This is a genomic window from Wolbachia endosymbiont (group A) of Campoletis raptor, assembly GCF_964026755.1.
Taxonomy (GTDB): domain Bacteria; phylum Pseudomonadota; class Alphaproteobacteria; order Rickettsiales; family Anaplasmataceae; genus Wolbachia; species Wolbachia pipientis.
On the sequence record NZ_OZ034695.1, the window covers coordinates 1,374,923 to 1,394,785 of the forward strand.

Below are 19,863 nucleotides of genomic sequence, written 5' to 3' on the forward strand. Positions count from 1 at the left end.
AGCAGATGATTACAAGTAAACCTGTAAGTGCATCTACCAAAAGCTTTGAAGCATGGAAGCAGTTGCCATGGAAGAAATGCCAGAAAGTTATTGTGAGGCTACAAAGACGTATTGTTAAGGCTGTCCAAGAAGGAAGATGGGGTAAGGTAAAAACTTTACAACATCTTCTCACACGCTCTTTTAGCGGAAAAGCTTTGGCTGTTAAGAGAGTAACTGAAAACCAAGGAAAAAACACAGCGGGTGTAGATCGTCAACTATGGTCAACTTGCAATGCTAAATTTCAAGGAATAAAGCAGTTAAAGCAAAGAGGATATAAACCTTCTCCGCTAAAACGGATTTATATCAGTAAATCTAATGGCAAAAGAAGACCTCTTGGAATACCCACGATAAAAGATAGAGCCATGCAAGCATTATATCTGTTTGCTCTGGAACCGATAGCTGAAACGATCAGTGATCGTCACTCCTATGGCTTTAGACCTAAAAGATCCTGTGCAGATGCTACAGTAGCTTGTCATTTGTTACTGGCAAGTCGTAATCAACTACAATGGATACTTGAAGGTGATATCAAAGGATGCTTTGACAACATTAATCATGAATGGCTTATGAAGCATATTCCTATGGAGAAAAAAATTCTGCATAGTTGGTTCAAAGCTGGCTTCCTAGAATCAAAAACTCTGTATCCCACAACTGCAGGTACCCCGCAAGGTGGTATAATTTCTCCAATACTAGCCAATTTAGCCTTAAACGGACTTGAAAAGTTATTGGAAAGTCGATTTGGTAAACTCGGCAGTAGAAAAAGAAACAAAATCAGAAGTGGAGTGAATGTAATCAGATACGCAGACGACTTTATTATTTCAGGTTTCACACATGAAGTACTGGAAAAGGAAGTTAAGCCTTTAGTATCATCTTTTCTTCATGAGCGAGGTTTAATTCTGTCAGAAGAGAAGACAAAGATTACATCTATCACAACAGGGTTTGACTTTCTTGGTTGTAATGTACGTAGATATAATAAGAAGTTAATTATTAAACCTTCGAAAGAAAGTATTAAAAGACTTCTTAATAAAGCACGTACATTGATAAAAGCAAATATAGCGAACACTCAGGCTATAGTAATTAAGTCACTCGACTCTCTACTGAGAGGATGGGGAAATTACTATCACCATGTGTGTGCTAAAAAAGCGTTTAGAAAGATCGACAATGAAATTTGGCATAGTTTATGGAAATGGGCAAAGAAAAGACATCCTCGTAAAGGATTACGTTGGATAAAGAATCGTTACTTCAAAGTAATGGGTCAACGCCAATGGGTTTTTGCTGCACCCCTATGCAAGAACAAACCAAAAGAGATACGGTATTTAAGACTGCTTAAGCTGATTGATATACCTATCAGACGACATGTTAAAATCAGAGCGGATGCAAATCCCCTTGACTTAAAATGGAAAAAGTATTTTGATGAGAGAGTGAAACGAACAAGAATGTTAGCAAGCTCTTTCTCAAGAGAAGGTTCTCTACTGTTGGTGTCACCATTAAGAATGATGTTTCCTGAGGAATCATGAAGGACAAGCCGGTTCTAGAAAAGAAGAACTTAGATAAGGGGCTCAAGCGTAGTGTTGGGAAACCTGCATGCTGCGTTTCTAAGGGAGGGGGTAGTAGTAATACTGCTTCCTTACCTGACCAGCTCGCTAGAGACAAGAGCTTCGAAAAACGCGCTCAATTATATGCCGCTAAAGCCTACTCAAGACAATTAGATAAATCTGGCAACTACATTGATTTAAAGAAAGTCTTCTTTATTGCTATATCAAATTGTAACTTACTTCCTGAAGAAGTTGATTATATTTCTACTCACAATATACGTGATATAAAAACTAACGGCCATTACTTAAAAGATTTTCAGTTTGTCTTTATTGAGTTGCCTAAATTCGCAAAAAATAAAGTAGAGCAGTTAGAAAGTATAGTAGAAAGGTGGTGTTTCTTTTTTAAATACGCAGAAGAAACAACAGAAGAGGACTTAAAAGAGATAGCAGAAAAAGCGCCAATAATAAAGCTAGCATATGATGAATTAGACAAGTTTCGTTGGAACGAAAAAGATTTAGTAGCCTATGAAGAAAGGATAATGGATCTACGCAAAGAAGAAGCTATTCTTGAATACAGACTTGACCTTGCTACTGAAAAAGGCATCCAAATTGGCGAAGAAAGAGGCATCAAAATCGGTAAAGAGGAAGGGAAAATTGAAGGGAAAATTGAAGTTGCAAAAGCAATGCTGGCTAATAATGTTGATGTCAACACTATTGTCAAGTTTACTGGCCTTTCTATTAGTGAGATTGAAGAATTAAGTGTGAACGGTACAGAGTAATTTCAAAGTGCATTTGCAGTTGGAACGGATACATTTAGAGGTTGTCCGGAAACAAGTAAAAGGCTATAATATCTGAAATTTTAGTACGGGGTAAAGATGAGAAAAAAGTATCCAACAGATCTAAGCGAAAGGGAATGGGCAAGAATAGAAAAACACTTCAGAGTATCATACAAGAAAGGAGGAAGGCCGCCAAAGTATAGCAAAAGAGAAATATTAGAAGCAATTTTCTATGTATTGCGTACAGGGTGTCAATGGCGGTATTTACCAAATGATTTTCCGCTATGGAAGACTGTGTATGAGCAGTTCAGGCAATGGAAGAAGCAGGGAATTTTTGAGAAAATGAATTATGAAATTACAAAATATAGTAGAAGAAAAATAGGAAGGAATGAGCAGCCGAGTGCCTGTATAGTAGATAGTCAATCTGTAAAGACTACAGAAAAGGGGGGATCAAAGGCTATGATGGAAGTAAAAAAGTAAAGGGTAGAAAAAGGCATATAATTACAGACACTCAGGGTTTTATACTAGGTTGTTACGTAGGCGCTGCTAACGAAAATGATAGAGATGGTATTAAAATAGCATTAAACAATATGAGAACAAAATATACTAAAGTTAAAAAAATGTGGGCTGACATGGGATACCAAGGAAGAAATTTAAAGAATCACACAAAGGAAGAATATGACATAGATATTGAAATTGTTACAAGGCCTCCATGTAGATTTTGGGTGCACAAAGATACGCCACCTGAGCTACTACCAACAAGAGAACAAGGGTTTAAAGTACAGCCAAGAAGATGGGTTGTAGAAAGGACTTTTGCTTGGGTTAATAGGAATAGAAGGCTATCGAAGGAGTATGATTTACTCACAACATCCACTGAGAATTTCATATACCTAGCTATGAGTAGGGTTATGTTAAAGAGGGAATATGCTTGAATGTATCCGTTCAGCGGAGTGGCAGAATAAGGTAGACAAGGTGATCTAAAAAGATAATCATAGAGCAAAAGTGAAATAATATGGTAAACCTTTTAGAACTTTGCAAAAATTTACAGCAAAAAATAGAAAGGTTAGAAGCAAAAATAGAAAGATTGGAAAAAGAGAATGAAAGTTTAAAAGCAGAAAATAAGGCTTTAAAGATAGAAAATGCTGAGTTAAGAGAAAGACTCGGTTTAAGCTCAAAAAATTCATCAATACCAAGTTCCAAAGAGTTGTATAAAATAAAAAAGAATAAGCCGAAAAGCGAAAGGAATATTGGCGGTCAGGTTGGTCATAAAGGAAGTTTTCGCGCCAACATGGATGCAGATAAAGTAGTAAAGATAGAGTTGCCTAATACTTGCGAATGCGGAGGAGAAATTGCAATACGTGAAAAACCATATATTCATCAGAAAGTTGATCTTCCAGAAATCAAGCCTTATGTAGTGGAATATCAGTTAGAACATGGCCGTTGTCGGAGATGCGGAAAGAGAAGAAGTAGCAAGTTACCGGAAGGTGTTACGCCAGATACATTTGGTCCAAGGGTTAAGTCAATAATTGCAGCGTTCAGCGGATTCTACAAAAATTCAAAACGCGAAATAGCGAGTGTCGTAAATGATATCTTCAATTTGAACATAAGCGTCGGTAGCATATCAAATAGTGAACATAGAGTTGCTTCAAAATGCAAAAAAATGTATGAGCAGATCGAACAAGAGATAAGTAGGAGTAAAGTTCTACATATTGATGAAACGAGCCATTATAACAAAGGTAAACTCGCTTGGTGTTGGATGTTTGCAAGCAATACGGCAAGTTTTGTAAAATTTACAGAGTCAAGAGGAATGAAAGTTTTACAAAATAGTAAATTCTGCAATCGCAATAGCTTGGTAATAACTGACAGGTATGCAGCATACAATTATTTTGCCGATAAAAACAGGCAAATCTGTTGGGCACATTTATCAAGAGATTTTGAAAGATTAGCACATAGTTGGAATATTGAAGTTAAAGTTCTGGGTTGTTACTTGAGAAACGTGGCCACTGAATTATTTGCACTAAAAAAAGCTTTACTAAAAAGTGAGATAGATGTTTTGAGGTTTGTCAGACGTGCCAGAAAATTAAGAAAACGTACAAAGTATTACTTGAAGGAGATATCTCGTTTACCTGAAGCAATTGGAGCCTCTCGAGTTGCAAAAAATGTTCTGAGATCTGAAAGAATGATGTGGAAATTTTTAGATGACCCAGAAAATATTCCGCTGACAAATAACCACGCTGAACGGCAAATTCGGCATTATGTCGTTTATCGCAAAAACTCATATTTTACACAATCAAAGCGGGGAAATACATTCCTTGAGCGGATAATTTCATTATACTTAACTTGGAAACAAAGGGGTCTCAATCCTTTCCAAAATCTCCTATCTATTGTTTCTTAAACCACTCTCCTGAACGGATACGCTTGAATTTACTTGTTTCCGGACAACCTCTTAATGAGAGTCCCATTTCACGGTGTTCAAATCTACTCCTTCTTGTACCATCTCCCAAAGTGGGCTCATTTCTCTCAGTCGGCCAACATTTTTAGTAATAAGATCTGTTGCGTACAAAACTTCTTCTTTGGTTGTAAATCGGCCTAGGCCAAATCTAATTGATGAATGCTCAAGGTCATGGCCATTATTTAACGACCGTATGACATAGGAAGGCTCAAGAGACGCAGATGTGCACGCAGAACCAGAACTTACTGCTAAATCCTTGATTGCCATGATGAGAGACTCACCCTCAACATAGGGAAAGCTCAAGTTTAGGTTGCCAGGAATCCTATTTTCATAGTCACCATTTAAAACAACATCAGGAAATGCTTCTTTTATCTTATTGTACAAAATATCTCTCAGTCCTTCCAATTTGCTTGCTTCTGGTTCCATTTCTTCTTTAGCAATACGTGCTGCTTCACCAAAACCGACTGCAAGGGGAGTTGGAACTGTTCCAGAACGCATACCTCTTTCTTGTCCACCACCACTGATCAATGGTGTCAATCTAACACGAGAGCCCTTTTTACGAACGTATAATGCGCCTATTCCCATAGGTCCATAAATTTTGTGGCTAGAGAGACTCATAAGATCAATGCGCATCTCATTAACATCAATTGGAACTTTTCCAAAGCTTTGAGCTGCATCTGTGTGGAAAAATATATTATACTTTCTACATATTGCACCAATTTCTTTGACAGGCTGAATTATTCCGATTTCATTATTTACCATCATCACTGAAACCAGGATTGTTTGATCAGTAATTGCTTCCTCAAGCTTTGATAAATCTATAATTCCGTTTTGCTTAACAGGCAAATATGTAACTTTAAAGCCTTCATTTTCCAGATGCCGACAAGAATCCAAAACACACTTATGCTCCGTGCAGACAGTGATTATATGATTTCCTTTATTTTTATAAAAGTGAGCAACGCCCTTGATTGCTGTATTATTTGACTCAGTTGCACCTGAGGTAAAGATAATTTCTTTGCTATCTGCGTTCACCAGATCAGCGATGTGTTTCCTTGCTTTTTCCACTGCTTCTTCAGCAGTCCAACCAAATGAATGGCTGCGAGAGTGTGCATTGCTGAACTCACCAAAGTAAGGTATCATCACCTCTAAAACACGGGGATCCACTTTAGTAGTAGATTGATAATCAAGAAATATTGGTAATTTTATTTTAGCATCATGTATTTTTTTACTTTCAACATTCATAAAGCTACCACAGAGACAAAATTTACAACCATTTAATAGCACTAAAACTTAATTTTTTCAAGATATAATCTTGCATCAAGTACAAAAGTGTCATCCAAGTAGCTGACACATAACTGTACGAACATTTATTTGCGAAAGCAGTGTGTTAAATGTTATAGCCAGTTTTGCCTCAAACACAAAGGCAGTGCCCAAACACTGGGATGACACCCTACTGGTGGCAATTGCTTCCAAATCACAATGTTTGTACAATTGTGCGCCGTGTGCTGGAATCCGTTTTAGCCCTTATCTATATCTCAGTTCCACCAACAGTTATTGCGTCGACTTTGAGTGTCGGCTGACCAACTCCAACGGGCACATTTTGTCCATCTTTCGAGCATGTGCCAACACCAGGATCTAACTTTAAGTCATTACCAACCATAGATACTTTTTTCAACACTGTTGGACCGTCACCAATTAGTGTTGCCCCTTTGACTGGCTGTGTAATTTTGCCATTTTCTATTAGGTAAGCTTCCGAAGATGAAAAAACAAATTTTCCTGACGTTATATCAACCTGCCCACCACCGAAATTTACTGCATATAGACCTTTCTTTACGCTAGATATTATTTCCTTCGGTGTATACTTTCCGGGCAACATATAGGTGTTTGTCATGCGCGGCATAATAACTTCTTTATAACTTTCTCTTCTACCATTACCAGTTGGGCTTACACCCATGAGTTTAGCGTTCATATGATCCTGCATGTATCCTTTTAGGATCCCATCCTCTATCAATATATTATAACTGGGTGGAGTGCCTTCATCGTCTACGCTGATAGAACCGCGCAAATTGGGCAGAGTTCCGTCATCAACTACTGTGATGTCACTAGCTGCTACTTGTTTACCCACAGAATTTGAAAATGCTGAGACTTTTTTGCGATTGAAGTCGCCCTCAAGTCCATGACCCACGGCTTCGTGTAACAATATTCCTGGCCAGCCTGGACCTAAAACGACTGTCATTTCTCCGGCTGGAGTTGGAATTGCTTCAAGATTTACCAGTGCTTGTTCTAACGCTTGGTTTGCAACTTCTTTCCACTTTTTCTCAGAAATAAACTTACTATAAGAGTCCCTTCCACCATGCCCTGCAGAACCTCTTTCGGTACGGCCATCTTTTTCTACAATGACTAGCACATTAAAACGTACCAGAGGCCTGATATCGCTTAATCTGTGATCACCCTTTATTATTTGTACAACTTGCCATTCTACACTTAGAGTTATTTTTACTTGCTTCACGCAGTTATTTTTGGACCTTACATACTCATTAACCTCATTGAGTAGCTTAATCTTTGAATTCAGATCCATTTCATTTATAGGGTTAATCCTCGAATATAGGCTTTTTGTCTCTTCGTTTAAATTTATTGAATTTGTCTTGTTTAAAGACACTGAGCTTTTTACCATAGAAGCAGCATTACTAATTTCTTTTTCGCTGATCTCAGAAGAACAAACGAAAGATGTACTATCTTCACAAAAAGACCTTAAACCAAATCCCCTTCTAGTATTCAAGTCCATGTGTTTTAATATGTTATCCTCAAAAACCAGGGACTCCGACTGGCAAAATTCTAGAAACAGCTCACCACCATCGCTATTGCTCAAAGCGTTATTGACTATTTTATACACGTTATTAATATTAACATTGTTTTGAGCAAAAAATATTTGATCTAGATTTGGCATTACCTTTGAACTAAAAATTGTTTAAGTATATTATTTAACTTTAACATAGTAAACTATAAAAAGCCCGGGTGGCGGAATTGGTAGACGCGCTAGCTTCAGGTGCTAGTAACTTTTTAAGTTGTGGAAGTTCAAGTCTTCTCTCGGGCACTCTTAGCTTCCATATTGCTTATTGAATTAATTAATGTTATAATATAACATATTAGGTAATATTCATGCTATGTATAGTGAAAAAAATAAGCTAGCCTGCAGAAAGAAGGTACGAACTTACTCGAAACGCTTAGTTACTACACTATCTACTATCTCTTTCATTGGATACATAGCGGCATTGGTCTTGAATATTCCTGTCTTAAGTCTGTATTTTAGTATTGCCGGCACTATATTCAGTGCACTTTCGTTTGCTTTAAATATATGGTCACTAAATGATCATTCCCGACAACAGAATCTTAATAAGAAATCTGGCATAAAAAATACTCCAGGACAAAAAAAGTTAACAAAGATCTATCTTGATATAGCATCCAGTGCTTCATTTCTAATAGGAGGTATTGCATCTGTGTCGCTTTTTGAGTCTTCTGTTATTTATTTTGTTTCTACGCCTTTTTTTATTCTAGGCTGTGTTATTATGGCAGCTAATATCGTTCAAACTATGATTAGTGAACCACAGACAAAAAACGTCCTTGAGAATCTCTCTTCAAATACTACAAGAGTACAAGCTTAAGTATTAACTTATACAGGAATATTAGCTATATAATTCCACTGAAGGAAGCCATTCAAAAGAGTTCGATGTAATTAGCGTCAAAAAAGTGTAAGCAGAAATTGTGGGCTTATTGGGGTAGGAGCGCTTAGTACTCCTACTTCCACATCAATTACTTGAATAATTGCTCAAGCTATCAAAATAAAAGTTTTTATTCAGTAATTTGTGTATAAAGGGTACTATTTTACTAGTAGTGAAATAAATCAGAATGAAGTCTATTTTATTAACGAGGCCTTTATTGGACTCGTTCAATACAAGAAATATATTGAGAAAGTATGGATACAAAGTTTTTATAGAACCAGTATTCACAATAAAGTACTTAAATCCTGATATATCTGTGTACGAATTTGACGTTGTGATATCTACAAGTAAAAACAGTGTAAAGGCTTTTAGTCAAATATGCAAAGAGGATGACTTTCCGATTATTACAGTTGGTAATTCAACCATGCAGGCTGCAAAAAATTTGGGATTTTCTGATATAATCTCAGCAGACAGCAACGTTGATGGTCTGATATCATTCATAAAAGCTCATTATTCAAACGCAATAAAGTTCTTGTATATAAGGGGACAAGAAGTATCATGTGACCTAAAAAAGAGATTATCTGAAGAAGATTTTAACGTAAGAGAAGTTGTACTCTATAAAACAATCATTAAAAGGAGTCTAACTAATAGGTGTAAAAATTTACTGTTGGATGGTAAAATTGGTAGTGTTGCTTTTTTTTCCTCACAGACAGCAAGGGTATTTTGTTCATTAGTTCTAAAAAGTGGGCTATCTCATGTGATGAATAATACAGTTGCATATACTATGAGTAAAAACATTGCTGATAGTTTAAAGTTAATCAAATGGAAAAAAATTATAACATCGAGGTTGCCTACTGGGGAGAGTTTAATTGATATAATTAATAAGGATTGTTGATGCTAAAGATTGCAACTTGGAATGTAAACTCCATACGTAAAAGAGTTAACCAACTTTGTAGTTTTATAGTTGATAGTCAGATAGATATAATTTTGCTGCAAGAGATAAAATGTATGGAAGAGCAATTTCCTTATGCAGAGATAGAGAAGCTGGGATATGAATGTGCTGTCTATGGACAAGTTGCAAGAAATGGCGTTTGTGTTTTATCTAAATATCCGATACTGGAGAAGTTTAAGATTGATATCGTAGAAGGTTATCAAGAAGCGCGTTATATAGAGTGCATAATAAAGCACAATAATCAGAAGGTAAGGGTGGGAAGTGTATACGTTCCAAACGGTCAAAGCCCGGACTCTCAAGCATTTGAATATAAACTCAAGTTTTTTGATAATCTATATGAAAGGATGAGCACTTTGTTAAAGAATGAAGAGTTAACTATTATAGCTGGCGATTATAATGTTGCACCGGATGAAATTGATGTCTTTGATTCAAACTTATTGAATGGCCAAGTGTGCTTTCATATAAGAGAACGTGAGAAGTTAAGAGCGATCTTGAATCTTGGGTTTAAAGATGCGTTTAGAATATCTCACCCAAATTTGCAACAATTCACTTGGTGGCATTATCAAGGCAATTCACTCAGAAATAATCAAGGAATGCGAATAGATTATATGCTGTTATCACCACAAGCTGTAGATAAATTGGAAACATGCTACATAGATGATAGATTGCGTAAGCTAGAAAATCCGTCTGACCATACTCCTGTTGTATGTGCTATAGAATAATAGCAGATCTCTTACACAATTCACTTTTAGCAAACCTGAGTAGTCTTACCTTTGCTGCTCTGTGGTTCTTCCCTTCGTTTGTTTTCCTTTCCTGTCCAAGATTGATCGCGCTGCTCACTCTTTTCGTTTTCCCTGTTGTTTCTCTGGGAAATTTGTTCAGGAACAGGCTGTTGTTCACTCTTTTCTTTTCCTTGGGAAATTTGTTCAGAAACAGAGGTGCCTTTCTCAACTTCTGTAACTGGGGTTTTTAAAATATCATCAATGCCCTCGAGAATTTTTCCATTCAGTTTTTCTCTCTTTTCTGTATCATTTTTATCTTGTGAGTTAGGGTCATACAAAGTACCTTTTTTGTTATTTGAAAAAAGAACCTCCACTCCTCCTTTTATGGCAAATATTGTGCCGATAGCAGTAAGAACTACTCCGAGTGTAGTAGGACCAAAAATTAACATTGGAATAGTGGAAAGAAGGACAGGAAAAAAGATCTTGCTTAAGAACGTTGTTACCATCTCTTCATCACTGAGTGGTGGTTCATCCTCTTCTTTTTTATCTTTACCTAAGAATGGTATTTTTTCTTTCATCCCATCCATAAAGGAGCCAGAAATATTTTTCGGGTCTATTTTGATCCCTCCAATTAGCAGCAGCAGCATTTCCAATACAAACTTTATGGATGAATCTTTAGCTTCTGTACCGCGTATATCAGCTACACAGTCATCTACTACTTCTTTTATTTTACCATTTTCTAAATTCTCTTCATTAGCTAATTTTTTCTCTCTAATTTTCTCAAATACGGAAAGTAAAAACTGAGAAAAATTCTCTTCACTGAGTGGTTCTACATCTTCTAGCTTGACATTATTGAATATAATTTGATTCTGACTTAGCATGAAAGCGAGTACTGCCTCGTCATCTTCCTTTAATTCTTTAGGTTGTACTTTGTTTTTTAGCAATTGTATAAAGGCATCATGGATTACCTGATGTTCCTCTTTTTCAAAAATTTTCTCATCTTCGTTAGTTACCTGAGTAGGTAACTTTGGAGGTTTTGAACTTTTTACTTGTGGGCCTGTCATGGCTGACCTATTTGCATTTGCTATGTTTTATTCTAACATATTTTTCGTATTAGTTCAAATGATTTATACTCCTAGAATCCACGATGTTTAAGTCATAATTAAGAGCCCAGTTGTCGCCAACTTTTATTTCTACTTCAAGTGGTACAGAAATTTCTATTGCATTTTCCATTATATCTTTCATAAGTTTTGCTGTTTCTTGTACCTTTTCGTCCTCTACTTCAACCAGTAGTTCATCGTGAACCTGGAGGATTATTTTACCTACTTTCAATTGGTCAAAAAGCTGAATTGTCGCACGTTTTATTATATCAGCAGCGGTTCCTTGCAGTGGTGCGTTTATTGCTGCCCTTTCTGCAAATTGTCTTATATAAGGAATTGTATTGTTTATGTCTCTTACAAAGCATCTCCTGCCAAACAAAGTTTCTACATAACCATGCAATCTTGCGATAGACACTGCTTTTTCCATATAGGCCTTTATTTCTGGGTAACAGGAAAAATAGTAATTAATGTATTCAGCAGCTTCCGCAATGGTAATTCCAAGCCGCTTTGCAAGACCAAATGGGCTAATGCCATATATAATTCCAAAATTGATGGATTTTGCTTTGCGTCTTAATTGCTCATCTATTTCTTGCACTCCAAAAACTTGCCTTGCGGTGATCTCATGAATATCTTGTCCGTTTGCAAAAGCTTCTTTAAATGCTGCAACGTTTGCAACGTGTGCCAGGAGTCTTAATTCTATTTGCGAATAGTCAGCAGAAATTATCTTATGCCCTTTTGGCGCAATAAATGCTTGTCTGATAAGATTTCCCTCTTCGCTTCTGATAGGAATATTCTGTAAATTAGGATTGCTGGAGCTCAGCCTTCCAGTTGCAGTTGCAGTCGTTGAAAAGCTTGTGTGTATTCTACCATCAAGTGGATCAACTTGCTTTATTAATGCATCAGTGTAGGTGCCTTTTAATTTACTTAAATGTCGCCAATTTAAGATTTTACTTGCGATTTCTACCCCTTCTTCTTCGAGTGCCTCTAGAACTTCATAATTGGTGCTATACGATCCAGATTTTTTTGACTTTTTCTTTTTATTAAGCCCCATTTTGTTGAATAAAACATCACTTAATTGTTTTGGCGAAGCAATATTAAATCTTTCTCCTGCCAAATTATATATCTCATCTTCAAGCACGGCAATTACCTGCTGAAATTTATCGGACAGCTCCTGTAATTTTTGTATGTTCAGTAATATCCCATTTTTCTCCATATCAAATATTACTTTCATAAGTGGCTTATCGAAGCGCTCGTAAATTGTGAACAATTTTTCCTGAAATAACCTTTGCTTTAGCTTTTCATGAATTGCTATTAAAGTTTTTGCCGAGAAAATTTCTGCATTTTCACTCAAATTATGCGCAACTATGTTTGGAATACTGTGATCGTGTTTTCCTGTATCCAAGCTATACGACATTATCATCAAATCATCAACTGAATCTAGCATCTTCTCTACTGTAGGGAAGATTTTCCTGATTTCTTTAATGTTATGTATTATTTTAAGCGCCCCATTTGAGAGTAAAGTTGAGTTAATTATAATGAGTGCATCTTGTATGCTGTCTTGCTCTATATAAAAAATATTACTTTCGCTATAAGATAAGGAAATTTTATTTAATAAGTTGTCTTCAAAGTGGCAATGAATTGCAATTCTGCCTTCATATCTACAATGCTCCAAAAATTTCTCTAACTCTTCACTACTATATTCTATTTTCTCTTTTGTGCTAGACCCATTATAGGAAAAAAGCTTTTCCATTTTACCTATTAAAGAATTGAATTCATACTTCTTTAAAAAGGATAATAGTTTTTCCATATTTGGAGGGCGAACTTCACATTTTGCAATATCATGTTGAAGGTCTACTTTTTCGCATAGTGATAAAAGTTCTCTTGAAATTAGCGCTTTTTCCTTATGTTCAGCAAGAATATTACGAATCCTCGTTTGCTCGATGTTATCAATGTTCTCTATAATATTATTCAATGAATCAAATTCATCTAGTAATTTAGCTGCAGTCTTCGGACCTATTCCCGGAACGCCTGGAATGTTGTCAGATGCATCACCAGTTAGAGAAAATAAATCAAGAAGCTTGTGTGAGTTTACGCCAAATTTTTCTATTACTTGTTTTTCATCTATATATATATTTTTAATGGGGTCGAATATTAAAATATTGTGGTTCAAGAGTTGAAATAAATCTTTATCTGATGAAACGACTACCACTTTAAAGTCTTGGTGGTTGGCGTATTTTGCAGCTAGTGTTGCAATTATATCATCTGCTTCATAACCTTCAATCTCTTCATAGCTGAGGTTAAAAGCTTCTACCGCTTCCCTCAGTATGGTGAACTGTGGAGTTAGATCCTCAGGAGGCGTTACTCTGTTCGCTTTGTACTCAGGATATAAATTGTGCCTAAAATTCTTTTTCCCTGCATCAAGTGCTATAGTTAAGTAGTCCGAATGGGCAATGTACTTAAGAACCATATTCAGAAAGCCATATACACCACCTATTGGCATTCCTGTTGTGGTAATTAAGTGAGGTAGTACATAGTAAGCTCTGAAAAGAAAACCATAGCCATCGATGATTGTGAAAGTTTTTTCTTTCATTGTAGATATTTATGCGTGCTTTTGATGGTCCACTATTTAGCTGAGAAAATCAAGTTTTTGTTTTTCTGCTTTTGAGCGTTGTAAGAGATTTTACCGAAAATAGCATTCATGATGGGGATGTACACATATGACCTTACCCAGAAAAAGTGGAGAGAAAGTGTGGAATGTTTTTTACAAAAAGAATGATGCATCAAATTGTTCTGGAATGCAATAGTTAATAGTGACGTTGTTTGTTATAAAAAATTTCTATGTATTCAAATATTGCAGTTCTAGTTTGTTGAGCAGAGTGTTGTGAAGTATCAATAAGTATTTCTCTTTTCAATGAGCTAAAGAAGCTTTCTGCAACAGAATTGTCGTAACAACAGCCTTTATTACTCATCTATATTCTTTACAGCTAAGAGATATTGATACCCTTGCGCAGTATATTGTGAACCTTGGTCACTGTGCAGCAGTAGATTTTTAACAGGTTTACGCCTATTAATGGCCATTAATAAAGAGTTCATAACCAATTGTTTATTTATTGCACTACTCATTAACTACCATACGTGAGAATTATTGCTGCCAAATATAGCCATCCCTCCTTGGTTTTGATGTAAGTAATCCCATACTTTATTTGGTTGATCAACAATAAAGTTTTGATCTAGTATATTGGGAGCTACAGCTCTATTATCTGTTTGTTGTTTTTTAATTTTAAACTTTCTTCTCAGTATAGCCCTGATGTCATTTTTCTGCATAATACTTTGCACCGTTTTCAAATTGCAACTTTTACCCAAAGCCTTCAATTCAGCATGAATTTTAGGAGCTCCATATCTACATTTAAAAGCTTGATATATTTTTTGAATATCTGCTAATAACTCTTTATTTGCTGATTCTCTACTGCTTATTTTCCTTGTAGTCCACTTATAGTAGCCACTAGCAGAAAATCCTACATAATTCCTGTACTTTATAGCAGTTACTATGCTCTTTTATAAAAAAATATTTTACTCTTTTTGACTGGCCAGGGCTTTTTTTAAATGTCTCTTTCCCTTGTTACTCTTGCTAACTCTCTTTGTAAATCAAACCTCTCTTTGTTGTAAGGAGCCATGTTACCTCTACCTGGAAATGCATTTGCCGCTGACTTTTTTTCGTTATATTTCTTCATCCATTTTCCTAATACACTATCTCTTATTCCTAGATCTCTTGCTACTTTTGCAACTGGTTGACCTACCTTTCTTTGTTCATTTGCCAGCTTAACAGCTTCCAATTTGAATTCTGCCGTATATTCTCTTACCATTTCTAATCCTCCAAAATTTTATTTTACCCAAAAAAACTCTTTTCTTTCTCTCCACTTTTTCTGGGTAAGGTCACTATTTCTTAAGTAATTTACACTTCAGAGTTTATCTGCTTTAAAGTTTACTCTATTCTGTTTCAGCATTTGTCATAAATCCTTAATTATTTCTGACTTTTTAGTTCAGTTTTTAACCATTCTTTCCTTAACTTAATGGCAGTGACAATAAGCCTATCTATCATTCTGATGTGATTTCAGTTTTGTTTACGTGCAAACTCTCTAATCCCACCTTGTAGTTAGGATAAATTAGAGAGACATTAAGATCTTTTTTAATTTTAACATTACTTACTCTCTTTGATCCTAAATAAAAACTCTGTGCATAATCTGGTAACTCAATTGGCTCTGGAGGGCTAACATTGAGAAGTTTGGCAGCATACATTACCACTTCAGATTGTGTAGTGGGTAAATCGTCTGCACAATTGTATATTTCACCAGGTTTTATGTTTTGCATGGAAGAAAATAAAATATTTGATATATCTTCAACGTGAATACGAGAAAAAAAATGCCCTTCTTTTTTCACATTTCTTGCTTTGCCAAGCTGCAAGTCAATTAACACGTTCCTACTAGGGCCGTATATTCCAGCTAAACGAAAAATATGTACAGGCAGTTTGCTATTTAGCCACTTCTTTTCAGATTTAAGGCGCTTTTCTCCTCTGATTTCTATAGGTCTTGTTTCAGATTCCTCATCCACCCAATTACCAGAGTGATCACCATAGACGCTAGTTGCAGACAAATAACCAAGCCATTTAACATTTTGCAGGCAATCACCGTATCTCTCCACAACATCATCACCATCTGGAGGAATAGAAATTAAAACGTGCGTTGCGCTTTTAAGCAGATCTTGACTAACTTTCTCATAATTAAAGAGGATTACATCTTGTATATTTTTACTTCTTGATGTGCCACTGACTTTCCAACCTAAGTTCAGTAATTTTTTCGATAAAAATTTAGCTACATATCCATAACCAAAGCAAAACAAGTGCATGAAAATTAATTTTTAAAATTCTTCTTGATAAATTCTACTCCTAATTTTATTCCCTCTTCATTAATAATATGCCCTAATGCATGAATTGGGTGTCCTTCAACATTTACTCCATTTTCTTTCAGAGCTTTAACCGCTAAGTCGAGGGACGAAAAAGGTACCACGTCGTCAGCATCACCATGGATAACACATATGTTAGGTTTTGACTTGATCTCTGGTGCAGTTTTTGAAGGTGAAAGAAATCTACCAGAGTATGCAACAACTGATGCACAGGATTGAGAGCGGGTGAGAGCTGTATGTATTGCAAGCATTGCTCCTTGAGAAAATCCAACTAAAGAAAGTTGCGTATCTTTTAAATTAAGCTCCTTTAATTTTGTATCAATGAAATGATTTACAATTGATGTAGCATTTTTTACTCCATTATATAGCGCTTCCTCACTACGATCTTCCAAACTGAACCACTGATAACCATCACCTATTTCTCTCTCAAACGGAGCATTGGGTACTGCAAAATATGAACCCAGTAAAAACTTGCTCATAACTTTGGCAAGGTGAATAAAATTATCGCCACTTGAGCCCCAACCATGTAAAAAAATAATCAAATTTTTCTTATTTCCGCCTGCACAAATTTCTGGGCCTTTAAGTTCAATCATTTCTTTTCCTTTTGCGTTTATATTTTTATTTAACACTAATTTTCAAATTTGTAAAACCAATGTGCAATTATGTACACTAGCTCATAACTGTATGAACATTGCAATTTGCAGGCAATTCGCGTGGCAGATGAAAGTAGCTGACACTGGAATCCAGCTTTTGATCGAAAATGTTGCATAGTGCACAATCAATTTTTCTAGATCCCAGTGTCAAGCACTGGGATGACATCATAGGGGCGCTGGGATGACACCCTCCTGCTAGACAATGTTCGTACAGCTATGGAATGAATCGTGGTATGACGTAGGATTGCTGTCATTCCAGTGCTTGACACTGGAATGGCTTTGTTGCATCGCTACTTATGAAAGGCTAACTATAGTTAGGATTATAAGCAACCTATTGAAAATCTTGTTTTTTTGCAATCAATCTGATCAAATTTAAGAATAGTAATTTGTTATTTATATTAATAAATTTAATTCTATTGAAAATAGCTAAAGCATTGAAATTCTTGAATTTTAGCCAGATTAGTGAGTGGTAGTGAAATTTCTTTTACTCAAATTTAGGTATTCACTGACCGTTCTTGTTATAAATACCAGAATAATAAGCTACTGATATTCGCTATCTTTTTTATCTTTAATCCATCATAGCTAGCGATGCAACAAAGCCCACTGGAATCCAGGAAACTTAACTTTACACCAGGTAATAAGAACTGGATCCCAGTGTCAAGCACTGGGATGACACCTCTGGGCACTGCCGTCATAAAGGAACCAGTGTCAGCTACTTTCATGACATCAATAATTGACCTCGACTTACCGTCCAACTAGAAAGTTGTATATAGAATGACAGAAATCCAGATGTTATTTACTTACTTTCGATCTTTTCTATCAATTTTTTAACTAAGCCTCTTAGCTTTTTACTGGATTCATCAAGCTCTTGAATCTGCGAGCTGTGCTCTTTCGTTAGTTCCTTATAGTTACCTCTTATGTAGTCAATCATTTCCTTCATCTGAGCAATCATCTTGTTAACATCCATACTGCCCAAATCAGGTATCATGCCAGGCATAGCCCCTTCTAACATACCGCCAGCCATAAGCTGCTGAGACATTTGCATAAATGGTTTTAAAGTCTGATTAAGCAATTCAGGATCCTTGGCTAATTTTTCTATTTGCTCTTTGCAAGTATCCATATACTGCTTCATAAATTCATCTTCTTGCCCTTTGTCTATCATAATTATAACCTACCTAAAAATACGTGTTCTTTGTTATATATTATTTTAAAATTAAAAACAATACAAAATACCTGTCACAATTGCATTAATACTTTTTAAATAATAAAAAATGCTCCTTTGCTTATAAAGGGTCACATACCTTCTTTAACCATTCCTTATCTTTTACGCTATTTTCTAAGTTTTTATAGACAAATTGATGGTAGCCATTTATCCATTCAATTTCATCCTTAGTAAGCATTTGCACACTTATTAGCCTTCTATCATATGGAATAGAGGTTAGTTGTTTAAATCCCAAGAAACCATTTTTATGTTTATCAACATACATCAGATTTTCAATCCTTATTCCATACTCTCCCGGAATGTAATAGCCAGGTTCGTTGGATAGTATCATGCCTGGCGTGAGTTTCACTTTATTTCCCTTTGATATTGCTTGTGGTCCTTCGTGTACTGATAGGTAACTTCCTACTCCATGCCCTGTACCATGCATATAGTCCATTCCAAATTTCCATAAATGCGTACGTGCTAATATATCCAATTCTCCACCAGTAGTGCCAGGAGGAAAGATGACACTTGCTATAGCAATGTGAGCTTTGAGTACTATTGTATAGTGGGTTATTTGTTCATCAGTTGGATTGCCAATTGCTACAGTTCTTGTCACATCAGTTGTGCCGTCAAGGTACTGGCCACCAGAGTCAATCAAATACAGTCCATCTTTCTGAATTACTTTATTCGTCTTACTGCTTGCACGATAGTGAATTATTGCTCCATTCTCATTAAATGCTGAAATTGTTGGAAAACTTAGTTGCTTAAACAAATTCTGCTCTTTTCTGTATTCTAAGAGTTTCTCTTCAGCTTCAAGCTCTGTACCAACATTATTTTCAAGCCAATGTAGAAAGTTTGTAACTGCCACTCCATCTCTGATGTGCGCATTTATAGCCCCAGCTATTTCAGTTTGATTTTTTACTGCTTTATGAATTAAACAAGGATCCTCTCTTTCAGCTACCTGTTTATCTTTTATTACAGCCATGATACTCATTGGAGTTGTGTTTGGATCTATAACTATTGAATTTAGCTTGTGCAGCGAATTTTCTAGCTCACTAATATCAAAAATATTTATATGATTGCCTAAATTTGCTTCTATAGTTGAATGTTCTTTATCTTGAATAAACAAATCAACATTACCGCTTTTATACAATATAGCACGGCCCAATATACATGGAGTATATTTAGCATTTTCGTTTCTTAAATTTAATAACCATGAAATTGAATTTGGATCAGTTAAAAGCACTACTTCAGCTTCTTTATCTATACTTTTAGCGACTTTTTCACATTTGTCCTTACTACTTTCACCAGCATATTCAATAGAATGTAAAACCACTGCTTGTTTTCGATAGTCACTTTTTTTTCCAGCTAAACAGGGTATTAATTTACAGATATTCTCATACTTTCTTATATCTTCTATGGTAAAATATTGCAAATAATAACCTAGTGAGGCAGTCGATGTTAAGTTTGCTTTTATCCATTCGCGTGGATCCTCTTCTTGTATATTATATACTTGAAAATTGCCCCGATCGAGCTGATTGCGAGCTTGTGTGATATAGCGTCCATCCGTAAAAAATGGGCACTTGTTGTCTTTTGTAACGATAAGTAGCCCATTTGTTCCTGTAAAGCCACACAGCTTTGTTAGCTCCTCTGAATACTCATTTAAATATTCATCTTTAGTATGCAACATAAATGCATCAACGTTTATCTCGTGCATAAAAGAACGAAATTCTTCGATTTTTGACATAGAACACC

General features: G+C 35.7%; 20 protein-coding genes and 1 tRNA gene. 9 read left to right on the forward strand and 12 right to left on the reverse strand.

The window, feature by feature from the left end; genetic code table 11:
- The first annotated feature begins 5 nt into the window (after positions 1 to 5).
- The 4 genes from ltrA (at position 6) to AAGD74_RS07030 (ending at position 4,742) form a co-directional block, all read left to right on the forward strand.
- Positions 6 to 1,553 carry a group II intron reverse transcriptase/maturase gene (gene ltrA, locus AAGD74_RS07015; RefSeq protein WP_341810519.1) on the forward strand — a complete coding sequence of 516 codons (1,548 nt, stop codon included), beginning with the start codon at positions 6 to 8 and terminating at the stop codon, positions 1,551 to 1,553.
- Positions 1,550 to 2,350: an Rpn family recombination-promoting nuclease/putative transposase gene (locus AAGD74_RS07020; protein WP_341810520.1), complete on the forward strand. Its 801-nt coding sequence runs from the start codon at positions 1,550 to 1,552 to the stop codon at positions 2,348 to 2,350. Before ltrA ends, AAGD74_RS07020 begins: the two co-directional genes overlap by 4 nt.
- Positions 2,351 to 2,446: 96 nt before the next feature.
- A protein-coding gene (locus AAGD74_RS07025; protein WP_338482219.1) for an IS5-like element ISWpi1 family transposase occupies positions 2,447 to 3,279 on the forward strand; the annotation gives its coding sequence in 2 pieces (ribosomal slippage) (positions 2,447 to 2,816 and positions 2,816 to 3,279; 834 coding nt in all).
- A gap of 80 nt (positions 3,280 to 3,359) precedes the next feature.
- On the forward strand, positions 3,360 to 4,742 hold the full coding sequence (locus tag AAGD74_RS07030) for an IS66-like element ISWen3 family transposase (protein ID WP_341810549.1): 1,383 nt from the start codon (positions 3,360 to 3,362) through the stop codon (positions 4,740 to 4,742).
- A 51-nt stretch (positions 4,743 to 4,793) separates the two neighbouring features.
- Here the strand turns inward: AAGD74_RS07030 and AAGD74_RS07035 are convergent, their stop codons facing one another.
- Positions 4,794 to 6,041, reverse strand: a complete 1,248-nt coding sequence (locus AAGD74_RS07035) for an IscS subfamily cysteine desulfurase (RefSeq protein WP_077188391.1) — start codon at positions 6,039 to 6,041, stop codon at positions 4,794 to 4,796.
- A 286-nt stretch (positions 6,042 to 6,327) separates the two neighbouring features.
- Positions 6,328 to 7,746, reverse strand: a complete 1,419-nt coding sequence (tldD, locus tag AAGD74_RS07040; RefSeq protein ID WP_341810640.1) for a metalloprotease TldD — start codon at positions 7,744 to 7,746, stop codon at positions 6,328 to 6,330.
- 62 nt (positions 7,747 to 7,808) lie between these two features.
- Here tldD and AAGD74_RS07045 point away from each other — a divergent pair.
- The 4 genes from AAGD74_RS07045 to AAGD74_RS07060 all read left to right on the forward strand — a co-directional run bounded on the left by AAGD74_RS07045 (position 7,809) and on the right by AAGD74_RS07060 (position 10,192).
- Positions 7,809 to 7,893 (forward strand) — tRNA-Leu (locus AAGD74_RS07045).
- A 70-nt stretch (positions 7,894 to 7,963) separates the two neighbouring features.
- On the forward strand, positions 7,964 to 8,461 hold the full coding sequence (locus AAGD74_RS07050) for a hypothetical protein (RefSeq protein ID WP_338482550.1): 498 nt from the start codon (positions 7,964 to 7,966) through the stop codon (positions 8,459 to 8,461).
- 244 nt (positions 8,462 to 8,705) lie between these two features.
- Complete coding sequence (locus AAGD74_RS07055; protein ID WP_341810641.1) at positions 8,706 to 9,413, forward strand: uroporphyrinogen-III synthase; 708 nt, start codon at positions 8,706 to 8,708, stop codon at positions 9,411 to 9,413.
- A complete protein-coding gene (locus tag AAGD74_RS07060; RefSeq protein ID WP_006279450.1) occupies positions 9,413 to 10,192 on the forward strand; it encodes an exodeoxyribonuclease III in 780 nt (259 codons plus the stop codon). Before AAGD74_RS07055 ends, AAGD74_RS07060 begins: the two co-directional genes overlap by 1 nt.
- A 26-nt stretch (positions 10,193 to 10,218) precedes the next feature.
- Here AAGD74_RS07060 and AAGD74_RS07065 read toward each other — a convergent pair whose 3' ends face one another.
- The 8 genes from AAGD74_RS07065 to AAGD74_RS07100 form a co-directional block, all read right to left on the reverse strand.
- Positions 10,219 to 11,256 (reverse strand): hypothetical protein, encoded by a 1,038-nt coding sequence (locus AAGD74_RS07065; RefSeq protein ID WP_338482549.1) that lies wholly within the window; start codon positions 11,254 to 11,256, stop codon positions 10,219 to 10,221.
- A gap of 49 nt (positions 11,257 to 11,305) precedes the next feature.
- Positions 11,306 to 13,882, reverse strand: coding sequence for a DNA polymerase I (polA, locus tag AAGD74_RS07070; protein ID WP_236514385.1), 2,577 nt, complete (start codon positions 13,880 to 13,882; stop codon positions 11,306 to 11,308).
- Positions 13,883 to 14,096: 214 nt separating this feature from the next.
- Positions 14,097 to 14,261 (reverse strand): IS3 family transposase, encoded by a 165-nt coding sequence (locus AAGD74_RS07075; RefSeq protein WP_010082072.1) that lies wholly within the window; start codon positions 14,259 to 14,261, stop codon positions 14,097 to 14,099.
- On the reverse strand, positions 14,254 to 14,415 hold the full coding sequence (locus AAGD74_RS07080) for a DDE-type integrase/transposase/recombinase (RefSeq protein WP_010082071.1): 162 nt from the start codon (positions 14,413 to 14,415) through the stop codon (positions 14,254 to 14,256). Before AAGD74_RS07080 ends, AAGD74_RS07075 begins: the two co-directional genes overlap by 8 nt.
- Before the next feature lie 3 nt (positions 14,416 to 14,418).
- Entirely contained in the window at positions 14,419 to 14,841 is a 423-nt protein-coding gene (locus AAGD74_RS07360; protein WP_410529912.1) for an IS3 family transposase, read from the reverse strand.
- 50 nt (positions 14,842 to 14,891) lie between these two features.
- Positions 14,892 to 15,155, reverse strand: a complete 264-nt coding sequence (locus tag AAGD74_RS07090; RefSeq protein ID WP_338482282.1) for a transposase — start codon at positions 15,153 to 15,155, stop codon at positions 14,892 to 14,894.
- 232 nt (positions 15,156 to 15,387) lie between these two features.
- Entirely contained in the window at positions 15,388 to 16,194 is an 807-nt protein-coding gene (locus tag AAGD74_RS07095) for an SDR family oxidoreductase (protein ID WP_077188304.1), read from the reverse strand.
- A 5-nt stretch (positions 16,195 to 16,199) separates the two neighbouring features.
- Entirely contained in the window at positions 16,200 to 16,844 is a 645-nt protein-coding gene (locus tag AAGD74_RS07100; protein ID WP_015589325.1) for an alpha/beta hydrolase, read from the reverse strand.
- A 648-nt stretch (positions 16,845 to 17,492) separates the two neighbouring features.
- Between AAGD74_RS07100 and AAGD74_RS07105 the strand changes: the two genes are divergently transcribed.
- Positions 17,493 to 17,663, forward strand: coding sequence for a hypothetical protein (locus AAGD74_RS07105; RefSeq protein WP_264707422.1), 171 nt, complete (start codon positions 17,493 to 17,495; stop codon positions 17,661 to 17,663).
- Positions 17,664 to 17,700: 37 nt separating this feature from the next.
- On the opposite strand, the gene AAGD74_RS07110 is transcribed toward AAGD74_RS07105, so the two are convergent.
- Together AAGD74_RS07110 and AAGD74_RS07115 are read right to left on the reverse strand one after the other, a co-directional pair.
- Positions 17,701 to 18,066: a hypothetical protein gene (locus tag AAGD74_RS07110; protein ID WP_341810642.1), complete on the reverse strand. Its 366-nt coding sequence runs from the start codon at positions 18,064 to 18,066 to the stop codon at positions 17,701 to 17,703.
- A gap of 121 nt (positions 18,067 to 18,187) precedes the next feature.
- On the reverse strand, positions 18,188 to 19,855 hold the full coding sequence (locus tag AAGD74_RS07115) for an aminopeptidase P family protein (protein WP_077188339.1): 1,668 nt from the start codon (positions 19,853 to 19,855) through the stop codon (positions 18,188 to 18,190).
- Between the last annotated feature and the right edge of the window lie 8 nt (positions 19,856 to 19,863).

What these genes read in the sequence shown, in the direction of transcription:
- ltrA (WP_341810519.1), top strand. Translation starts at nt 6, where the DNA reads ATGATTACAAGTAAACCTGTAAGTGCATCTACCAAAAGCTTTGAAGCA.
- AAGD74_RS07020 (WP_341810520.1), top strand. Translation starts at nt 1,550, where the DNA reads ATGAAGGACAAGCCGGTTCTAGAAAAGAAGAACTTAGATAAGGGGCTC.
- AAGD74_RS07030 (WP_341810549.1), top strand. Translation starts at nt 3,360, where the DNA reads ATGGTAAACCTTTTAGAACTTTGCAAAAATTTACAGCAAAAAATAGAA.
- AAGD74_RS07035 (WP_077188391.1), bottom strand. Translation starts at nt 6,041, where the DNA reads ATGAATGTTGAAAGTAAAAAAATACATGATGCTAAAATAAAATTACCA.
- tldD (WP_341810640.1), bottom strand. Translation starts at nt 7,746, where the DNA reads ATGCCAAATCTAGATCAAATATTTTTTGCTCAAAACAATGTTAATATT.
- AAGD74_RS07050 (WP_338482550.1), top strand. Translation starts at nt 7,964, where the DNA reads ATGTATAGTGAAAAAAATAAGCTAGCCTGCAGAAAGAAGGTACGAACT.
- AAGD74_RS07055 (WP_341810641.1), top strand. Translation starts at nt 8,706, where the DNA reads ATGAAGTCTATTTTATTAACGAGGCCTTTATTGGACTCGTTCAATACA.
- AAGD74_RS07060 (WP_006279450.1), top strand. Translation starts at nt 9,413, where the DNA reads ATGCTAAAGATTGCAACTTGGAATGTAAACTCCATACGTAAAAGAGTT.
- AAGD74_RS07065 (WP_338482549.1), bottom strand. Translation starts at nt 11,256, where the DNA reads ATGACAGGCCCACAAGTAAAAAGTTCAAAACCTCCAAAGTTACCTACT.
- polA (WP_236514385.1), bottom strand. Translation starts at nt 13,882, where the DNA reads ATGAAAGAAAAAACTTTCACAATCATCGATGGCTATGGTTTTCTTTTC.
- AAGD74_RS07075 (WP_010082072.1), bottom strand. Translation starts at nt 14,261, where the DNA reads ATGAGTAATAAAGGCTGTTGTTACGACAATTCTGTTGCAGAAAGCTTC.
- AAGD74_RS07080 (WP_010082071.1), bottom strand. Translation starts at nt 14,415, where the DNA reads ATGAGTAGTGCAATAAATAAACAATTGGTTATGAACTCTTTATTAATG.
- AAGD74_RS07090 (WP_338482282.1), bottom strand. Translation starts at nt 15,155, where the DNA reads ATGGTAAGAGAATATACGGCAGAATTCAAATTGGAAGCTGTTAAGCTG.
- AAGD74_RS07095 (WP_077188304.1), bottom strand. Translation starts at nt 16,194, where the DNA reads ATGCACTTGTTTTGCTTTGGTTATGGATATGTAGCTAAATTTTTATCG.
- AAGD74_RS07100 (WP_015589325.1), bottom strand. Translation starts at nt 16,844, where the DNA reads ATGATTGAACTTAAAGGCCCAGAAATTTGTGCAGGCGGAAATAAGAAA.
- AAGD74_RS07105 (WP_264707422.1), top strand. Translation starts at nt 17,493, where the DNA reads ATGCAACAAAGCCCACTGGAATCCAGGAAACTTAACTTTACACCAGGT.
- AAGD74_RS07110 (WP_341810642.1), bottom strand. Translation starts at nt 18,066, where the DNA reads ATGATAGACAAAGGGCAAGAAGATGAATTTATGAAGCAGTATATGGAT.
- AAGD74_RS07115 (WP_077188339.1), bottom strand. Translation starts at nt 19,855, where the DNA reads ATGTCAAAAATCGAAGAATTTCGTTCTTTTATGCACGAGATAAACGTT.